Source organism: Microbulbifer sp. 2205BS26-8 (genome assembly GCF_030731025.1).
GTDB lineage: Bacteria > Pseudomonadota > Gammaproteobacteria > Pseudomonadales > Cellvibrionaceae > Microbulbifer > Microbulbifer spongiae.
Map to the genome: position 1 here is coordinate 1 of NZ_JAVAMR010000062.1, position 15,708 is coordinate 15,708.

The 15,708-nt window shown below is 53.3% G+C and carries 15 protein-coding genes; 10 read left to right on the forward strand and 5 right to left on the reverse strand.

Annotated elements, in window-relative coordinates; all coding sequences use genetic code 11:
* Positions 1–69: 69 nt before the first annotated feature.
* From Q5Y71_RS15110 to Q5Y71_RS15125, 4 genes are all read right to left on the reverse strand, one after another.
* Entirely contained in the window at positions 70–1,095 is a 1,026-nt protein-coding gene (locus tag Q5Y71_RS15110) for a glycosyltransferase family 4 protein (protein ID WP_306042940.1), read from the reverse strand.
* A 107-nt stretch (positions 1,096–1,202) separates the two neighbouring features.
* Positions 1,203–2,159 carry an NAD-dependent epimerase/dehydratase family protein gene (locus Q5Y71_RS15115; protein WP_306042942.1) on the reverse strand — a complete coding sequence of 319 codons (957 nt, stop codon included), beginning with the start codon at positions 2,157–2,159 and terminating at the stop codon, positions 1,203–1,205.
* A 1,074-nt stretch (positions 2,160–3,233) separates the two neighbouring features.
* A complete protein-coding gene (locus Q5Y71_RS15120; protein ID WP_306042943.1) occupies positions 3,234–3,749 on the reverse strand; it encodes a Dps family protein in 516 nt (171 codons plus the stop codon).
* Between the two features lie 296 nt (positions 3,750–4,045).
* Positions 4,046–4,273, reverse strand: a complete 228-nt coding sequence (locus tag Q5Y71_RS15125; RefSeq protein WP_306042944.1) for a hypothetical protein — start codon at positions 4,271–4,273, stop codon at positions 4,046–4,048.
* A 420-nt stretch (positions 4,274–4,693) separates the two neighbouring features.
* On the opposite strand from Q5Y71_RS15125, the gene Q5Y71_RS15130 reads away from it, so the two are divergent.
* The 9 genes from Q5Y71_RS15130 (at position 4,694) to Q5Y71_RS15170 (ending at position 13,830) form a co-directional block, all read left to right on the forward strand.
* Positions 4,694–5,401 (forward strand): TVP38/TMEM64 family protein, encoded by a 708-nt coding sequence (locus Q5Y71_RS15130; protein ID WP_306042945.1) that lies wholly within the window; start codon positions 4,694–4,696, stop codon positions 5,399–5,401.
* Positions 5,401–7,641: a hypothetical protein gene (locus tag Q5Y71_RS15135; RefSeq protein WP_306042946.1), complete on the forward strand. Its 2,241-nt coding sequence runs from the start codon at positions 5,401–5,403 to the stop codon at positions 7,639–7,641. The genes Q5Y71_RS15130 and Q5Y71_RS15135 overlap by 1 nt, the downstream gene beginning before the upstream one ends.
* The gene (locus tag Q5Y71_RS15140) at positions 7,638–8,912 is read left to right on the forward strand and encodes a glycosyltransferase (RefSeq protein ID WP_306042947.1); all 1,275 of its coding nucleotides are present in this window, start codon (positions 7,638–7,640) and stop codon (positions 8,910–8,912) included. The genes Q5Y71_RS15135 and Q5Y71_RS15140 overlap by 4 nt, the downstream gene beginning before the upstream one ends.
* Before the next feature lie 8 nt (positions 8,913–8,920).
* Positions 8,921–11,344, forward strand: coding sequence for an endonuclease/exonuclease/phosphatase family protein (locus Q5Y71_RS15145; RefSeq protein ID WP_306042948.1), 2,424 nt, complete (start codon positions 8,921–8,923; stop codon positions 11,342–11,344).
* 347 nt (positions 11,345–11,691) lie between these two features.
* Positions 11,692–12,372, forward strand: coding sequence for a Bax inhibitor-1/YccA family protein (locus Q5Y71_RS15150; protein ID WP_301418677.1), 681 nt, complete (start codon positions 11,692–11,694; stop codon positions 12,370–12,372).
* 65 nt (positions 12,373–12,437) lie between these two features.
* The gene (gene tusD / locus Q5Y71_RS15155; protein ID WP_306042949.1) at positions 12,438–12,830 is read left to right on the forward strand and encodes a sulfurtransferase complex subunit TusD; all 393 of its coding nucleotides are present in this window, start codon (positions 12,438–12,440) and stop codon (positions 12,828–12,830) included.
* A 2-nt stretch (positions 12,831–12,832) separates the two neighbouring features.
* On the forward strand, positions 12,833–13,195 hold the full coding sequence (gene tusC / locus Q5Y71_RS15160; RefSeq protein ID WP_306042950.1) for a sulfurtransferase complex subunit TusC: 363 nt from the start codon (positions 12,833–12,835) through the stop codon (positions 13,193–13,195).
* Between the two features lies 1 nt (position 13,196).
* Entirely contained in the window at positions 13,197–13,487 is a 291-nt protein-coding gene (tusB, locus tag Q5Y71_RS15165; RefSeq protein ID WP_306042952.1) for a sulfurtransferase complex subunit TusB, read from the forward strand.
* Between the two features lie 7 nt (positions 13,488–13,494).
* The gene (locus Q5Y71_RS15170; RefSeq protein WP_306042953.1) at positions 13,495–13,830 is read left to right on the forward strand and encodes a TusE/DsrC/DsvC family sulfur relay protein; all 336 of its coding nucleotides are present in this window, start codon (positions 13,495–13,497) and stop codon (positions 13,828–13,830) included.
* A 6-nt stretch (positions 13,831–13,836) separates the two neighbouring features.
* On the opposite strand, the gene Q5Y71_RS15175 is transcribed toward Q5Y71_RS15170, so the two are convergent.
* Positions 13,837–14,241, reverse strand: a complete 405-nt coding sequence (locus Q5Y71_RS15175; protein WP_306042954.1) for a secondary thiamine-phosphate synthase enzyme YjbQ — start codon at positions 14,239–14,241, stop codon at positions 13,837–13,839.
* Between the two features lie 55 nt (positions 14,242–14,296).
* Here Q5Y71_RS15175 and trmA point away from each other — a divergent pair, with 55 nt between their 5' ends.
* The gene (gene trmA / locus Q5Y71_RS15180; RefSeq protein WP_306042955.1) at positions 14,297–15,385 is read left to right on the forward strand and encodes a tRNA (uridine(54)-C5)-methyltransferase TrmA; all 1,089 of its coding nucleotides are present in this window, start codon (positions 14,297–14,299) and stop codon (positions 15,383–15,385) included.
* Positions 15,386–15,708: the final 323 nt, after the last annotated feature.

The window sequence follows — 15,708 nt, forward strand, 5'->3', positions numbered from 1 at the left end:
ACTGACAGGCTGATTAGTGTAGACAGGCCCTAGGGACATTAAAATATCGGACCCTGAGAGCTTTACTACCTATTCCCGTCCCCCCGCATTGAACTTTACCGCAAGGACTACCAGCGGGAGATAAGCAATCAGTATACCGAGTAAACCATCGAGCTTTCCCAATCCGACCGACAATGCAAGTGGCAGTAGCCAAAGCATATTGATCCCCAATACTACCAAAGTTACCGGTAAGTGCTTGCCAAACTGGCGCGAGGCGTACTGATAGGCATGGCTACGGTGCGCCTCATAGACCTTGCTACCATGGATTAAGCGACGCATCATCGTCCAGGTAGCATCGACCATAAACACCCCGAGCAGAATCAACCAACTCCACATCAATTGCGGTGCCACCCAAGTGGCTTGCAGGGACAGAACCCCTAGAGTAATGCCAAGAAAACCGCTGCCCGCATCTCCCATAAATACTCGTGCAGGCGGAAAGTTCCAAAACAGAAACCCTGTTACCGCAGCCGCTAATAGTACCAACACGATGTAAGCCGTGGTTTGTGAGGAGCCCGAGAGGTCCGGTATCGCGTATAGCAGAGCCCCACCCAAGCACACACAAATAGCTTCGATACTGGCGATGCCATCAATGCCATCCATGAAATTATAGAGATTCAGCAGCCACACCAGATAGAGCGCTGCTAGCACATGACCAAGCCAACCCAGGTCTAGTGCCATTCCTAACAAATTCAGTGGCGGCAGCCCTCCCAGCCAGAACAAAGCCCAAATGGCTGCTGTAAAGTGCCCCAATAACCGCCAAGGTGCCGGTATGTGGCCGTGGTCATCCAGAAAACCAATCACAGCTACTCCAGCCCCCGACCCCAACAGCGCCCACATCACCACCCATGGCAGCATATTAGTTAAGGCCAAAACCGGTAAAGCCGTCAGAAAGGACAGCACGATGGCTACCCCACCACCGCGGGGTGTTGGGACCGAATGCGAGCTGCGCATGTTAGGGATGTCTATAAGATCTTGAGCTAAAGCATAATGACGCAACACACCAGTTGCGAAGAACGAAATGCCCACCACAATAGGCAACAATAACCAAATAATCATTTAGTAAAACATTCCAAGGCGTGAGTGGAGGAACAATAAAAAAGCGCTTATTTTGGCGGAAACTAAGTAACTTCGAATTTCATCAGTCATGAACACCTCACTAAATTTTATGCAACACACTTCACATATAATCGACCGATTTCTTCTAGCGCTTCAACAGTATTTTTCCTAGGCCGCCAACCGAGGATATTTCTGGCTTTAGATGAGTCTATTTGCAAAGAACAACAAAGCTGTATATATAGGGACTTCTTTTTAAACAGCTCCGCACCAAACTTGAGCAAAAGATCAGGTACAGGGAGGATAGGCATTTTTTTATTCATACCACGTGCAAGGGCCGCCACGATTTCCATGCTCGAGATATCTTCACCATCTGACACAAGGAAAAGTTGGCCTGCAGCTAGCGGGTGCTCAATACATAAAGTAATAAAACTGACTAAATTTTCAAGCGATACAACACTGCGGCGATTGTTAATACAACCAAGTGGCATAGGCACCCCTAAAGCTACAAGCCGAATCAAACGGCCAAAATTACCAGGCGCATCAACTCCGTAAACCAGCGGTGGACGAATGATGACCAACTCCGTTTGCGTGCCTGTCAGCAATCGATTAAGCTCAGTCTCTGCTTCTGATTTTGATACAGCATAAGCTGTATGAGGATTCTCTTCACATTGTTCATCAAATGGTTTTGTGGAAGTCTCTAATCCGTTCACGCCGATAGAGCTGATAAAGATAAAGCGACGCACACCCTGCCTGACAGCTTGCCGAGCCAGGTTCAATGTACCTTCAACATTTATCTTGCGGAATTCACATAATGGATCCATTGCTTTATCATTCATTACATGCACGCGAGCCGCTGTATGAACCACAACCTCGGTTTCCTCCAGGGCCAAAGTCCAATCAGTATCCGAAAGCAAGCCCTCCACCCGGACATCAGGAACTCCTAGATACACCTTTCTCGAAGAATGTCTAAGTGCTGCTATCACCTGAAATCCGGATTCTGCGAGACTCCTCAGTAAACTAGAGCCGACAAAGCCCGATGCTCCGGTCACCATGACTTTCTTCATTGTGTTCTCTTTGAGCAAACTGGCATAGGTACCTAAACATCTGAACAGCTCCAACAAAGTGAGCCGGTTGTGGTGGCATACTGAATTTAGCCACCTAGCTTTGAGCGATAATATCACGCCCAGCGAAGATTGGGTGAAAAAATAACCACTGCAAGAAGATGGATTAGTACAGTATTCAAGCTGGAGGTGGCGCAGTTAGTTGTTGATCAAGGGAAGGTGGTAAAAGTCACCTGAGGAACTATGGGAGTCTGCAACTCTACCATGGAGTCACGGATGCAGATAATTTGAGAGGTCAGCTGGAAAGTATAACGTTCATTTCAGACCAGCGAAGCGAGTACACCAGCCTGGAATTCCGGCAGTTCCCTTGGCACTATCGAATGAAACAGAGTCTGGGTCTCCATGGGAACTACTGAACAATGCGGAGGCTGATAGCATCTTCTAAAGCTTAAAAACGAAGTGGGTTCCAGAGGTTAACTACCAAAGTTTTTGGCAACCACGCGGGACATCAATAATTATATTATTGGTTACTATAGCCAAATGCAGCTATATCAACACGACAATAGTTTACCGTCGAAATTGGCAGAAGAGAATATTGAAATACTATAAAACAGCGGCCCAAAATACTTGACCTTTACAATAAACGACTATACGAGAGTTTTGGACACTATCTAAAGCACTGTCCAATTTCATCTTCTGAAGCAACAGTTTCAAATAAACAAAAATTTCTATACTTAGTGTCAAGTACCAAGCTGACTTACAGTAACAAAATAACCTTTTGATTACTATCAACCTAACGATTAATGAAAACTAATTCTCGACATTAGTTTCCGTTCAACATAGGCATCTTTCAATCGACAATATATAGCCTCGCCCAACAACTGAGATTGAGCGGATTCGAGGACCTTGGGTATAAATCTATCTAGAATGAGTGGTTGTGAACATAATTTCTTACACGATTTTACCATAGTCTTTGATGGCGAGAGATAATTCCAAAAGCCTACTAAACTTGCACTGATTCCGAGGCTTGAACGTAGCATCCATGGACTACGTGGTCATTAACGATGCCTTTCAAGCCTAGTGCCGGATCAAGCCAGAGCTGCGGCTAGCCTCAAACAGGAACCAGGCCCGCCTTTCCGCCTGATCAATGAATTCCTCCAGCAGGCTGCTCGTTCCAACATCGTGGTGCCCATCACAGAGTGCATGCACCTCACGCATACGGGCAATCATTGCCTGATTGTCCTCGCGCAGCTCCGCCAACATGTCCTGCGGGTCCACATACTCCGCATCGTTCTCAGAGGCGCGCTGTAGTTTGGCGATATGGCCGATGGAATGCAGCGTGGTGCCACCCAGCTTGCGCACCCGCTCGGCCAGTACGTCGGTTATACCCAGAATCTCTTCCGCTTGTTCATCAAACAGCAGGTGATAGTCACGAAAGTGCGGGCCGCTGACATGCCAGTGAAAATTCTTGGTTTTCATAAACAGCCCGAAGGTATCCGCCAGCAGCATATTCACCGAGCCGGTAATGTCTTCGCGCGCCCGCTCACCCAAATCAGTCGGAGTATTGAGCCGCGCGTGTTCTTTGCTATGCAAGGTTTCTCTTGCCGTCTTTCTCATGACCAACCTCGTTACAATAGCGGCAGAAAAGAGATAGGTGGGAAAAATTCACGCCACCTAGGCTCAATACTAGACAGCAGTAGCATGACTTGCCATTCAGCAATTACTGGCGGCACACAAGGTCAAATAGGGCCTTTTCTTCACTGGGATCCTCCATTCGCCCCTGCGGCGCAATCATAACAATCCAAGACAATCGGGCTATACCACCGGTTCCGGTGCTGTTTGGTAAATGTCACGAAAAATATGGCTTTGGCCAGAATCGTCGCCCCCAGTCATGGGGGGCTTGCCGGCGGCCATCTGTCGTGCATAGCATCACTAGCCACGAGCGGATCATCCACCAGAAGTCCCAGGGCGATGGTCAGAATGGTAATTGAAACCTGCTGAATATCGATGCCTAAAAGGTGAATAAAACCGAAGATCATCACCAGGGTCGTAGGGGTACAAACCATCAACAACACTGCTGTCCACCAGTCCGAGAAACCAATAAATACAACAATCACAGCAGCACCGGCGAATATTCATACTGCGTAGCCGCCCTTGAACAACGAATACCTCTATCCCAACAACGGCACAGGCTCGCCACCGTGCAAAAATATTTAAGACCCAGTAAGTAGATGTGCTGCAAGTCCATCACCAAGCGGTTGCGCTCAATCTCACGCCAACCTGTTATTTCACCATGCTATTCCCGTTTGCTATAGCCTTTTATTGTTTTATTAAAACCAGTTTGGGGAAGCACAACCTGGGGATTACTGTTTCTGCTACTGGCACACTACGCCTCTGCAACCTCCCTCTTTAACGCGAGACTCATCCTTAAACATTCGCCAAACGCCAATATGAGGTTTCACCTGCCGTTGTCCTTTGGCTAGGCTAATAATTGGCGGCGATCAAATCCGTACTATGTTGGTTTCCCGGGCAATTTTATGTCGGCGAAGTTCCTACCAGTTGCAGCATTTACTGTATGTCTTATCGTCGTGGCGGGAGCGCTCAGCCTGGTATTCTATTTTGACCTGGATGAACAACTGATAGCGCTGCTCCAGTGGCTCAACGACCGCGGCTGGCAAACAAGCCTGCTGTTTATCCTGATTGTGGCAGCGGCGGTGATCCTGCTGCTGCCCGGTGTCATCTTTACCATGGGTGCCGGATTTGTTTTCGGGGTCCCCAAAGGCTCCCTCCTGGTAATCGCCGGCACTGTACTCGGCGCCACTATCGCCTTCCTCAATGCTCGCTATCTCTTTGGTGAAAGGCCATCACGCTGGGTCATGTCCCATATCAAACCGGCAACCATCGGCGAGATCATCCGTCGCGAAGGATGGCAGATGGTGATGCTGACGCGCCTGGTGCCACTGTTTCCCTTCAAACTCTCCAATTACTTTTTTGGGTTGACGCCCCTAAAGCTGCGGGACTTTGTACTGGGAAACACGCTGGGCATCATCCCCCTCACCGTTCACAACGTCTATGTCGGCTCCATAGCCGCAGACCTGACCTCTCTGGGCAAGGTAGAAGAGCGCACACCCATTCAGTGGACCCTATATATCGCGGGCTTTGTTCTGGCGGTAGTGGCCCTGATCAGCCTCACCCGTATGGCGCGCCGCGCCCTCAGACAAATCGTTCGAGAAGAGGATTTATAATGCCCTGGATGAAATGGCTGCCATGGCGCTTCTTCGTACGCCGATTCGCCACAGCCCATGGTTTCCTGGACCCTTTGACATTGATGGCGCATCTTCAGCGCTTTGCCGAGCCCTCAGAAGTGAGCGAACCTATTGAGCTGCTGCGGGCCGGAGCGGTATTTCACGCACGTGCATTGATTAACAGTAAAGTAATCCAGCACAATCTGGACTGGGTCTGGCCCTACTGGATCCAGCGCCAATTTAATCCCCGGGATAAGTCCTTTATACCCCGCGCCTTCTCCATCACCCATTGCAATCTCAGTCACCGCAACTGGACCGCTGTAGGGCTGCCGGACTGCGAGGCACTGCCGATTGTAGATCCCCGCGGACTACTCACACCACACTACGATGGTTGGTCCGTTGATGCCTGGGTACTCAATGACGCCGGCGATACATTGACGCCCTCCACCCTTCCCTACTGCAAACAGCACCTGGATCTGGACAATATTGCCATAGTCACTGAAACCGCCCATAAAAACCTGAAACTCTGCAACCGCATACAGGTGAAAGCAGGGCCGAAAGGCCCCTGCTGCACCATGGCGCTCACCGCCAGCTGCAACGGCGGTGGCTGGCTAGTGGTGGTACTGCGCCCCTGCAATCCCGAGGGCGTCAGTTTTGTGCATAAGGTGCGCCTGGCGGGTAATGGCCGACACTGGTTGATTGAGGGCCGTCCCGCCGTTCAATTCGAACACCCTGCAGACAAGCACCTGGCGTCCGACTACCGCAGTGGCGATATTTTCCTGCACCTGAAAGATAAAAAAGGATGCATGCAGGGAGAATGTGACGTGGGCATGGCCACGGCAGCTGCCATGTTCCGCATTGAGCGGCACAAACCCTGCAAGTTGGAGGTCTCTATTCCCCTGGTCACCGAGACGCACAAAGACACAATTACCACAACCTGGCAGGAAAGTCTGGAAGGGCACTGCGCCCTTCAGGTGCCGGATAAGGATCATCAATTCCTCTACGATGCGGCAATCCGCACCCTGATCCTGCATTCTCCCAAGGATGTATACCCAGGTCCCTATACCTACAAACGCTTCTGGTTCCGAGATGCCACATTTATAATCCAATCGCTGTTGTTTGCCGGGCTGACGAAGCGGGCCGAGCGGGCCCTGGGCCAGTTTCCCAAGCGACAAAAGCGCGATGGTTTCTTTCACTCACAGGACGGCGAGTGGGATTCCAACGGCGAGGCCCTGTGGATTTTTAACCGCTACTGCCAACTGACCAACAAACCCCTCAAGCGGGCTTGGTATGAACCGGTGCTCAAGGGTGCAAAATGGATTATTGGCAAACGACTGCCACAGAATGACAGCCACTGCGCCGGTCTGCTTCCTGCGGGTTTCAGCGCTGAACACCTGGGTCCCAACGACTGTTATTACTGGGATGATTTTTGGGCTGTAGCCGGCTTGCAGGCAGCCGCTGCCATCTGCCTCCGGGAGGGAATCGACGAAAACGCCCACCACTTCAGCGCTGCAGCCAGTGCATTTCAGCGCACCATCAACAATAGCCTGGCCAGCGCTGAGCGCAGATTGGGGCGACCGGCAATGCCCGCCTCTCCCAACCGACGGCTGGACGCGGGTGCCATAGGCTCCATAGCCGCCGGTTATCCGCTGCAGCTCTACCCTCCAGATGATCCCCGCCTTACCGACCTGGCCGACTACCTGATTGACACCTGTTTTGTCAGCGGCGGTTTTTTTCAGGACATGATCCACTCGGGGATCAACGCCTACCTGACCCTGCACATTGCCCAACTCCTGTTGCGGGCCGGGGACCGGCGCTGCCTCGAGTTAATGGGAAATGTAGCGCGCCTTGCCTCTCCCACTGGCCAGTGGCCGGAGGCGATTCACCCCCTCTCTCTCGGCGGCTGTATGGGAGATGGGCAGCACGCCTGGGCCGCCGCCGAATGGATTGCGATGCAGCGAAACTGCTTTGTGCGGGAAGAGCAGGACACTCTGGTTTTAGGCGCAGGTCTGCCACCGGAATGGATCGGCGACACCACCACCAAAAAACCCATCCGCTTCGGCCCTGCACCCACTCGATTTGGCGTCATTACCTTGGAGATCCATCCCGGCATCAACCCGTCAATATCCTGGGAAGCTGACTGGTATGACAAGCCGCCAACGATTTGCGTCAACCCCCTCGACTACAGGCCCACACGGGTGACGGAAGGCTTGCAACACGTGGAGCTGAGTATCCAGTGAATATTGTCATGCTCACCAATACCTATTTGCCCCACGTCGGTGGCGTTGCGCATTCGATTGATGCCTTCAGCGCCGAGTACCGCAAGCGCGGCCATGAGGTTCTGGTGGTTGCGCCGGAATTTCCGAAAAAGATACCTGATGAGCAACATGTCCTGCGGATTCACGCCATCCAGAATTTCAACGGCAGTGACTTTTCTGTCGCCCTGCCCTTTTCACCGGATCTGAGTGAGCGTCTGGATAGGTTCCAGCCGGATATAGTGCATGCCCACCACCCCTTTCTGCTCGGTATGACCGCATTGCGGGTAGCCCGGGAGCGGGAGCTGCCATTGGTGTTTACCCACCACACCTTGTATGAGCACTACACGCACTATGTTCCGGCCGACTCCCAAGTACTCAAGCGCTTTGTGATCGAGCTGGCCACCCGCTACGCCAATTTAGCCAATCTGGTGCTGGCACCCAGTTTGAGCATTGCCAAGCTGTTGCGGCAACGGGGTGTGCAAACACCCATTGCCGAAGTGCCTACCGGTGTGCAATTGGAAGAGTATGCCGATGGGGACGGCGGCAAAGTACGCCGACAACTAGATATCCCCGAGTCTGCATTTGTGGTGGGGCATCTCGGTCGTCTCGGGCAGGAAAAAAACCTGCACTTTTTGTGTCATGCCGTGGCTGAATTTCTGCAGGCCGAGAAAAACGCCCACTTCCTTTTCGTCGGCAGCGGCCCGCTGCAGGAAGAGCTGCAACAGATCTTTGTACGGCGAGGTCTCGCTGAACGCCTGCACATGCCTGGCACAGTGCTGGGCAATTGGCACCGGGATAGTTACAGCGCTATGGATACTTTTGTCTTTGCCTCCACCACCGAAACCCAGGGGCTCGTTCTATCCGAGGCCATGGCCACAGGCGTTCCAGTCATCGCTCTAGACGCCAATGGTACACGTGAGATAGTGCGCGATAGGATCAATGGCCGCTTAGTTACAAAGGAGGAAACCCACAGCTTTGTTCAGGCAATACTCTGGCTGCATCAGCTTCCCCAGGAGAGCCGCCACGCCCTGATACGCCAAGCCCGTAATACCGCACAAGATTTCTCCATGAAGGGCTGTGCCCAACGCGCCCTGGATCTCTATCAGCCCCTGCTGAAGTCCGGCTGGCCCATGGATGACTCCCTGTATGCCCAGTGGATGCGGTTGCGCAAGTTGATCGGTGCTCAGTGGGAAATCCTAGAGGGGCTGACGGGAGCCGCAGGCGCTGCCCTCAGCCAAACTCCCGAGTCATAACCGCGCAAATGTTAAGCCGAATCGGCCTCTCCCTCAGGCGCTGGCGCCGCCGTTTCAGCCGCAGTGAATTGATAGCGCACCTGCTCGGCCTGCCCAGCAGCAGACGGCAACCCCATGCCCCCGGGCTGATTCTTATCCAGATAGATGGCCTTGCCTATCCCGAGTTACGCAAAGCTTTGAGAGTGGGCCGCATGCCCTTTCTGAAACGGCTGATGCGCAGGGAACACTATCGCCTGCAACACCTGTACCCAGGTGTACCCTCAACAACACCCGCCGTACAGGCCGAGCTCTTTTACGGCGTGCGCCAGGCCGTACCCGCGTTTGGTTTTCTGGTTCACGAAACCCAGAAGCTCGGGCGTATGTACGACCCCGAAGTGGCAGCATTGGTGGAAGGCAGAATCAACACCCAACAGCGGGACCCGCTGTTGCGCGGCGGCAGTTGTTACCTGAGCCTGTTCCGCGCAGGCACACAGACCGGTGAAGCCCATTTCTGCCCAGCGGACCAGGGCTGGGGACCGGCATTGCGCAGTTCCAGCCCACTGACGGTTTGCATGCTGATATTAACCAATATCTGGAGTCTGTTTCGCACCGGCGCGCTGATTCTGCTCGAATTGATACTCTCACTGGTGGACTTCGTACGCGGCGTTATCCAAGGCCAGGACTTGCTGAGAGAGCTGATGTTTATTCCCACGCGGGTGGGCATCACGATTCTCACGCGGGAACTCTGTACTATGGGTGTGAAGGTCGATATTGCCCGCGGCCTGCCCATTATCTACGTCAACCTGCTGGGCTACGACGAGCAGTCCCACCGTCGCGGCCCGCGCTCGGCCTTCGCCCATTGGGTACTAAAAGGCATCGACGATGCCGTGGGGCGCATCTGGCGCGCGGCGCACGCAGCAGATCGCCGCCATTACGACGTATGGATCTTTTCGGATCATGGCCAGGAGCAGACGCAACCCTATGCAGAGCGTTACGGTCGCAGCCTGGGGGACGCCCTGTCGGAGGCCCTATCGGGCCTTTGTGAAACACTGGAAATCCCGCCGGGGCACGGCTCATGCGGCGTCCAACTGGAACGAAAGCGCCTGTTTGGCAGCGAATGGATGGATAAAGCCTGGGAGCCGGAAGACGCCACCCGAAAGGAGGGCAACCGGCCACTGGCACTGACGGCCCTCGGGCCACTGGCGATGCTCTACAATGTGGAACTCACCGGTGTCAGCCGGGCGCAGGTAGCCAGAACAATCGTTGAACAGGCCCATGTACCGCTGGTGCTCTATCGAGTCGACCCCAAGTCCCGTTCATCTCCAGTGCACGGCTGGTGGAAACACGGCCCCGTGCGCCTGCCGGAGGATGGCCGCAAGCTGATGGGGGATCAACACCCCTACCCCCATCAGGCGATCGCCGATATGACCAGCCTGTGCGGCCACCCGGATGCCGGTGATTTCATGATGTACGGTTGGTGTGCCGGGGAGCGGCAACCACTCACCTTTGCGATGGAAAACGGCAGTCATGGTGGTGCGGGACCCAACGAAACCCAGGCCTTTGCCCTAATGCCGGAGGATATCCAGCCACCAGATTCAAGCCTGGGATACTGGCGCCCGCAGGACCTGCGCTCCGCCGCCAGGGCCTACCTGCGCGGCGCTCGCCCGATGAAGGTGCACAAACACAGGCGACCACGTGAAGTCCTCAGGGTGATGACATACAACGTGCATGGCTGCCGCGGTGTGGACGGTACACTCTCACCCCAACGCATCGCCCGGGTGATCGCCCGTTACCGGCCGGATATTGTCGCCCTGCAGGAACTGGATGTCATGCGCAAGCGCAGTGGAGGATTGGACCAGGCAGAGCGGTTGGCGCGATTGCTGGCAATGGATATGCACTTCCAGCCGGCCATCAATCTCGAAGAAGAGCGTTACGGTGACGCCATCCTCACCCACCTGCCTGTCCGGCTCATAAAACGAGGGATATTGCCGGGCCCACCCAAGGGGAAAGGCCGCCTTTTTAACCTGGCATTCCATGAGCCCCGCGGCGCCGTCTGGGTGGAGATTGAGCATAATGGCAACAGGTTACAAATCATCAATACACACCTGGGACTTTCCCGTGCCGAGCGCTTGCGGCAGGTAGATGCTCTACTGGGGCCCGAATGGTTAAACAATCCACGCTGCAAAGGGGAGCGGATTTTACTGGGCGATTTCAATGCGCTGCCCAATTCCGCCGAATGCAAACGGCTGGGGAGCTACTTGCGCGATGCCCAGGAACAGGCCCCCCAGCACACCCCCACAGGGACATTTCTCAAAGTACGAATTGATCATTTATTCCTTAGCGCCGGGCTCTCGGTGAAGGAGGTGTGTATTCCCCGCACTGCTCTCACCCGCAGGGCCTCCGACCATCTTCCACTGATCGCCGATATCGAAGTGCCATGCAGATCGAGATGAAGCGGGCGCTCTTGAAAAAAGGCAGCCAACCCCCAACAATAAACGCAGAGGATTTGATGAATTCCCTACTATTAAAAGGGACTTGTCGGGCAAAACCATATGTATAGCCACGATTATTTATCCGGCAAACCAGCAGAACCCGGCGTGGGGAGAGGTCACTTCAAGTCGCCTTCAAGCCCTTAAGTGTCGACTACTCTGCCCACTAATCCAGCCGTTTCGAGGGCGCGAAGCAAACTGGCCATTGAATTTCTGGCAGAGTGCCAGGTCAACATAAGGGATTTCCCGACTTGATGGTCCCTATCGCGAGCGATATGATTCCGTTATCTATTCATAGCAGGAGCCGCTAAATGCAACCGCAAACTTACTCACAAACCCGCGCACAGGTGCGTTCGGAATCGACAAAGGTATTGCGCAATACCTATGCCCTGTTGGCTATGACTGTCCTTTTCAGTGCCGCTACCGCCGGAGTTGCCATGGCCCTGGACATGGGGCGCGGCGCCGGCCTTATCTGTTCCCTGGCGGCACTGGCCCTGATCTGGTTTGTACTACCGCGCACTGCCAACTCCAGCGCTGGCATTGGTGTTGTCTTTGCTTTTACCGGTTTGCTGGGCGCTTCTATCGGCCCACTGCTCAACCATTATCTGGGCCTTGCTGGCGGTGGCCAGATTGTTATGCAGGCCCTGGGAACCACTGCACTGATCTTCTTTGCCCTGTCCGCCTACGTACTGACTACCCGCAAGGATTTCAGTTTTATGGGCGGCTTCCTGTTTGTCGGTCTGATTGCCGTACTGGTTTGCGCTCTGGGCATGTTAATCGCCGGTTTCTTCGGTGTTTACCTACCCCTGGCTAGTGTTGTCCTGAGTGGTGTTATCGCGTTGTTGTTCTCAGGTTTTATCCTCTACGACACCAGCCGCATTATTCACGGAGGGGAAACAAACTACCTGATGGCGACTACAGCCCTGTACCTGGATATCCTGAATCTGTTCACAGCCCTGCTGCATCTTATCGGATTTGCCTCCGACGACTGACAGGCAGCCGCTGTTGTGTTATTGACAGTGCCCCGCAACGCGGGGCACTTACTGTATGGCCCCCCATGAAATTTTCCCTGGCAGTCTACTCTGCGCCCCACAGCTCCCAGTCCGCATCCAGCGCCCTGCGGTTTGCCAGGGTACTGTTGACACAGGGACACGAAATTTACCGGGTATTCTTCTATTGTGACGGTGTGCAAAACGGCAACACCCTCCCTGCTCCCCCCCAAGACGAAACGAACTTGATCGAACAGTGGCAGGATCTGCAGCGCCGACACCACCTGGACTTGGTGATTTGTATCGCCGCGGCACAGAGACGCGGTGTACTCAGTACACGGGAGGCAAAACGCCTGGAAAAACCTGCTGCGAACCTGGCCAATGGTTTTGAACTGGCTGGTCTCGGCCAATTGGTGGACGCCATTGCGTATTCCGAACGTCTGGTCACCTTTGGGGGGTGATCATGAACCAAAGCACAATCGCCCTGTTGCGGACCCCCCCCTACGGCAGCACCATTGCCCGAGAGGGCCTCGAAGCCGTATTGGCATCTGCGGCTATGGAACAGGAAATCGACCTGCTTTTTCTTGGGGACGGTATTTTCCAGTTACTGGATCACCAGTCACCAATGGAGATCGGGCAAAAAAGCCTGCGCCGTAACCTGCTCGCACTGCCTGTGTTCGGGATTGAGCAGATTTTTGTCTGTCACAAAAGCCTCAGAGATCGAACAATTGCCCCTGATCAGGTGCAAATTCCCGGTGTCGAAGTGAAGGCAATCCGGCAGCCAGGTGCCCTTATCGCCGCCTACCAATGTGTTTTGAGCTTTTAGGATGACCTTGCATATTGTTAACAAATCGCCATTTAGCTCCAATGCGCTACAGGATTGCCTGGAGAACTTTGCCCAGGGGGATGTCTTGCTCCTGATCGAGGATGGCGTTTATGCCCTGCAGGGTGACTTTTTTCAGACCATCCCTGACGCACGAGTTTACTGTCTGGAAGCCGATACAACCGCGCGCGCCCAAAACGCCATGTCGACAAAAACCAACGTGGAGGTGATTGACGATGTCCGCTGGGTACAACTCTGCACGGAGCACAATCCCATCGTCAGCTGGTTTCGTTGACACTGCTATGCGTAATCTGCAAGTGGAAGGCCGTCAAATCCCCCTGGATAAGGAGGGTTATCTACGTGAAATGAGTGACTGGAACCCCTCGGTTGCAGTGCAACTGGCACAGGCGGAGGGCATCGTACTGACGGAGGCCCACTGGGAAGTGATCACACTGCTGCAGGACTTTTATCACCGGTTTGAACTGTCCCCCGCAATGCGACCGCTGGTTCAGTATATTCGCCAGCACCTGGGCACAGACAAGGGCCGCAGTATCTATCTGATGCAGCTGTTTCCGCCCAGCCCGGCCAAGATCGCCAGTAAAATTGCCGGGCTCCCGAAACCCACCAACTGCCTGTAGCCACCGTTAGAAATGTAAAATAACCTCTCGCTCCCCGTGTTTGTGGCGGTGTTCCCAAAGGTAGATACCCTGCCAGGTCCCCAACATCAAACGGCCGCTCTGAACAGGAATAGACAAACTCGTCGCAGTCAGTGCCGATTTGATATGGGCTGGCATATCGTCTGGGCCCTCCAGGGTATGGGTATAGAGACCATCGCGCTCGGGCACCAACCGGTTGAGCCAAGCCTCCAAATCCCTGCGCGCGCTGGGATCGGCATTTTCCTGAATCAACAGACTCGCTGAAGTGTGCTGAATAAACAGGGTACAGAGTCCCTCGTCCACTTCCTGCAGGGCAGACCAGGCCGCTACCTGCCGGGTAAACTCATACAGCCCCTGACCATGTACTCTGACCACAATCTTACCTATTGCCATACAGATTCCTTTATAATTCACACCCACCCTGTCATTGTGGCTAGTGTATTTTAATATGGCACTACATCGTGTAAACACCGATCACTATCAAGGTCAGTTGTACAACAAGGCCCAGCGCCTGAGGGAAGCTTTCAGTGAATTTACCCCATTGGCACCGGAACTGTTTCCATCTCCTCCCAGCCATTACCGCTTGCGGGCTGAATTCAAGATCTGGCACCAGGACAACGCGGTCCACTATGCCATGTATCGTCAGGGGGAACATAAAAAACCCTTTATTATAGACATTTTCACTATTGGCTCTGAGCTCATGAATCAGCTGATGCCTATAGTCCTCAAAGCCATCAATCACAATGAGATACTGCGCAAACGCCTCTTCTCAGCCGAGTTTCTCACAACTCTCAGCGGCGATGCCCTGATCACCCTGATTTACCACAGAAAACTGGACGAAACATGGGCGCAAGAAGCCCATGCACTGCAAGACACACTCGGCTTTCCAGTCCTTGGCCGCTCGCGCAAACAAAAGGTGGTGCTGGCGCGGGACTATGTAACTGAACAAATGGAGATTGACGGCAGGCAGTACCAGTACAAACAGGTGGAGGGCAGCTTTACCCAGCCCAATGGCGAAATCTGCCGTTCTATGATCCACTGGGCCAAACGGGTTTGCGGAAACAATAACAGCGATTTGCTGGAACTGTACTGTGGCAATGGCAATTTCACTATTCCTCTGAGTAACAATTTCAAAAAGGTGTTAGCCACTGAAATATCCAAAGTCTCAGTAAAATCCACCTGGGAAAATATCCGCGCAAATGGTGTCACCAACCTAAATATAGTGCGCATGTCCAGCGAAGAATTTACCCAGGCCATTGACAAGGACCGCCCCTTCCGGCGTCTTTCAGACATTGATCTGGATGCCTACAATTTTGATACTGTGCTGGTGGATCCACCGCGTGCTGGCCTGGACAAAAATACCTGCACAATGGTGGCCCGTTTTCCACGGATTCTTTATATTTCCTGCAACCCGGTTACCCAACTGGAAAACCTGAAACTGCTGAGCAGAACACATAGCATCGAACAGTTTGCTCTGTTCGATCAATTCCCCTATACAGAACATACTGAAACCGGACTGTTATTAACCCGCCAATAATATAGGGGCTCATGACCAACCTTCTAGCCATTTGCATCCATTGATTGCTCCAACAACAGGTATAAAAAACACACAGCGCAACTCCTGAGAAGCGATTGACTATTCTCACACGCATTATATTGCTTTGACTCAGTCAGTTAGCATTTCTTCATCCTGAGTTATCCCAAAAGACAGGTTAACCGGAAACCACATCGAGGTTAACATTTAGCGCAAAGGAGAACAATCGCGTTCAGCAGTGGCGAAAATAGCACTGAAGATATACCTATAAATTCAATGCCTGGGATGATTGTCTGAGATAGCGAATTTGGCTGATGTAAAGATAC

Excerpts from the sequence above, each read along its gene's own strand:
- Q5Y71_RS15110 (WP_306042940.1), bottom strand. The coding sequence starts at position 1,095 with ATGATTATTTGGTTATTGTTGCCTATTGTGGTGGGCATTTCGTTCTTC.
- Q5Y71_RS15115 (WP_306042942.1), bottom strand. The coding sequence starts at position 2,159 with ATGAAGAAAGTCATGGTGACCGGAGCATCGGGCTTTGTCGGCTCTAGT.
- Q5Y71_RS15130 (WP_306042945.1), top strand. The coding sequence starts at position 4,694 with ATGTCGGCGAAGTTCCTACCAGTTGCAGCATTTACTGTATGTCTTATC.
- Q5Y71_RS15135 (WP_306042946.1), top strand. The coding sequence starts at position 5,401 with ATGCCCTGGATGAAATGGCTGCCATGGCGCTTCTTCGTACGCCGATTC.
- Q5Y71_RS15145 (WP_306042948.1), top strand. The coding sequence starts at position 8,921 with ATGTTAAGCCGAATCGGCCTCTCCCTCAGGCGCTGGCGCCGCCGTTTC.
- Q5Y71_RS15150 (WP_301418677.1), top strand. The coding sequence starts at position 11,692 with ATGCAACCGCAAACTTACTCACAAACCCGCGCACAGGTGCGTTCGGAA.
- tusD (WP_306042949.1), top strand. The coding sequence starts at position 12,438 with ATGAAATTTTCCCTGGCAGTCTACTCTGCGCCCCACAGCTCCCAGTCC.
- tusC (WP_306042950.1), top strand. The coding sequence starts at position 12,833 with ATGAACCAAAGCACAATCGCCCTGTTGCGGACCCCCCCCTACGGCAGC.
- tusB (WP_306042952.1), top strand. The coding sequence starts at position 13,197 with ATGACCTTGCATATTGTTAACAAATCGCCATTTAGCTCCAATGCGCTA.
- Q5Y71_RS15170 (WP_306042953.1), top strand. The coding sequence starts at position 13,495 with ATGCGTAATCTGCAAGTGGAAGGCCGTCAAATCCCCCTGGATAAGGAG.
- Q5Y71_RS15175 (WP_306042954.1), bottom strand. The coding sequence starts at position 14,241 with ATGGCAATAGGTAAGATTGTGGTCAGAGTACATGGTCAGGGGCTGTAT.
- trmA (WP_306042955.1), top strand. The coding sequence starts at position 14,297 with ATGGCACTACATCGTGTAAACACCGATCACTATCAAGGTCAGTTGTAC.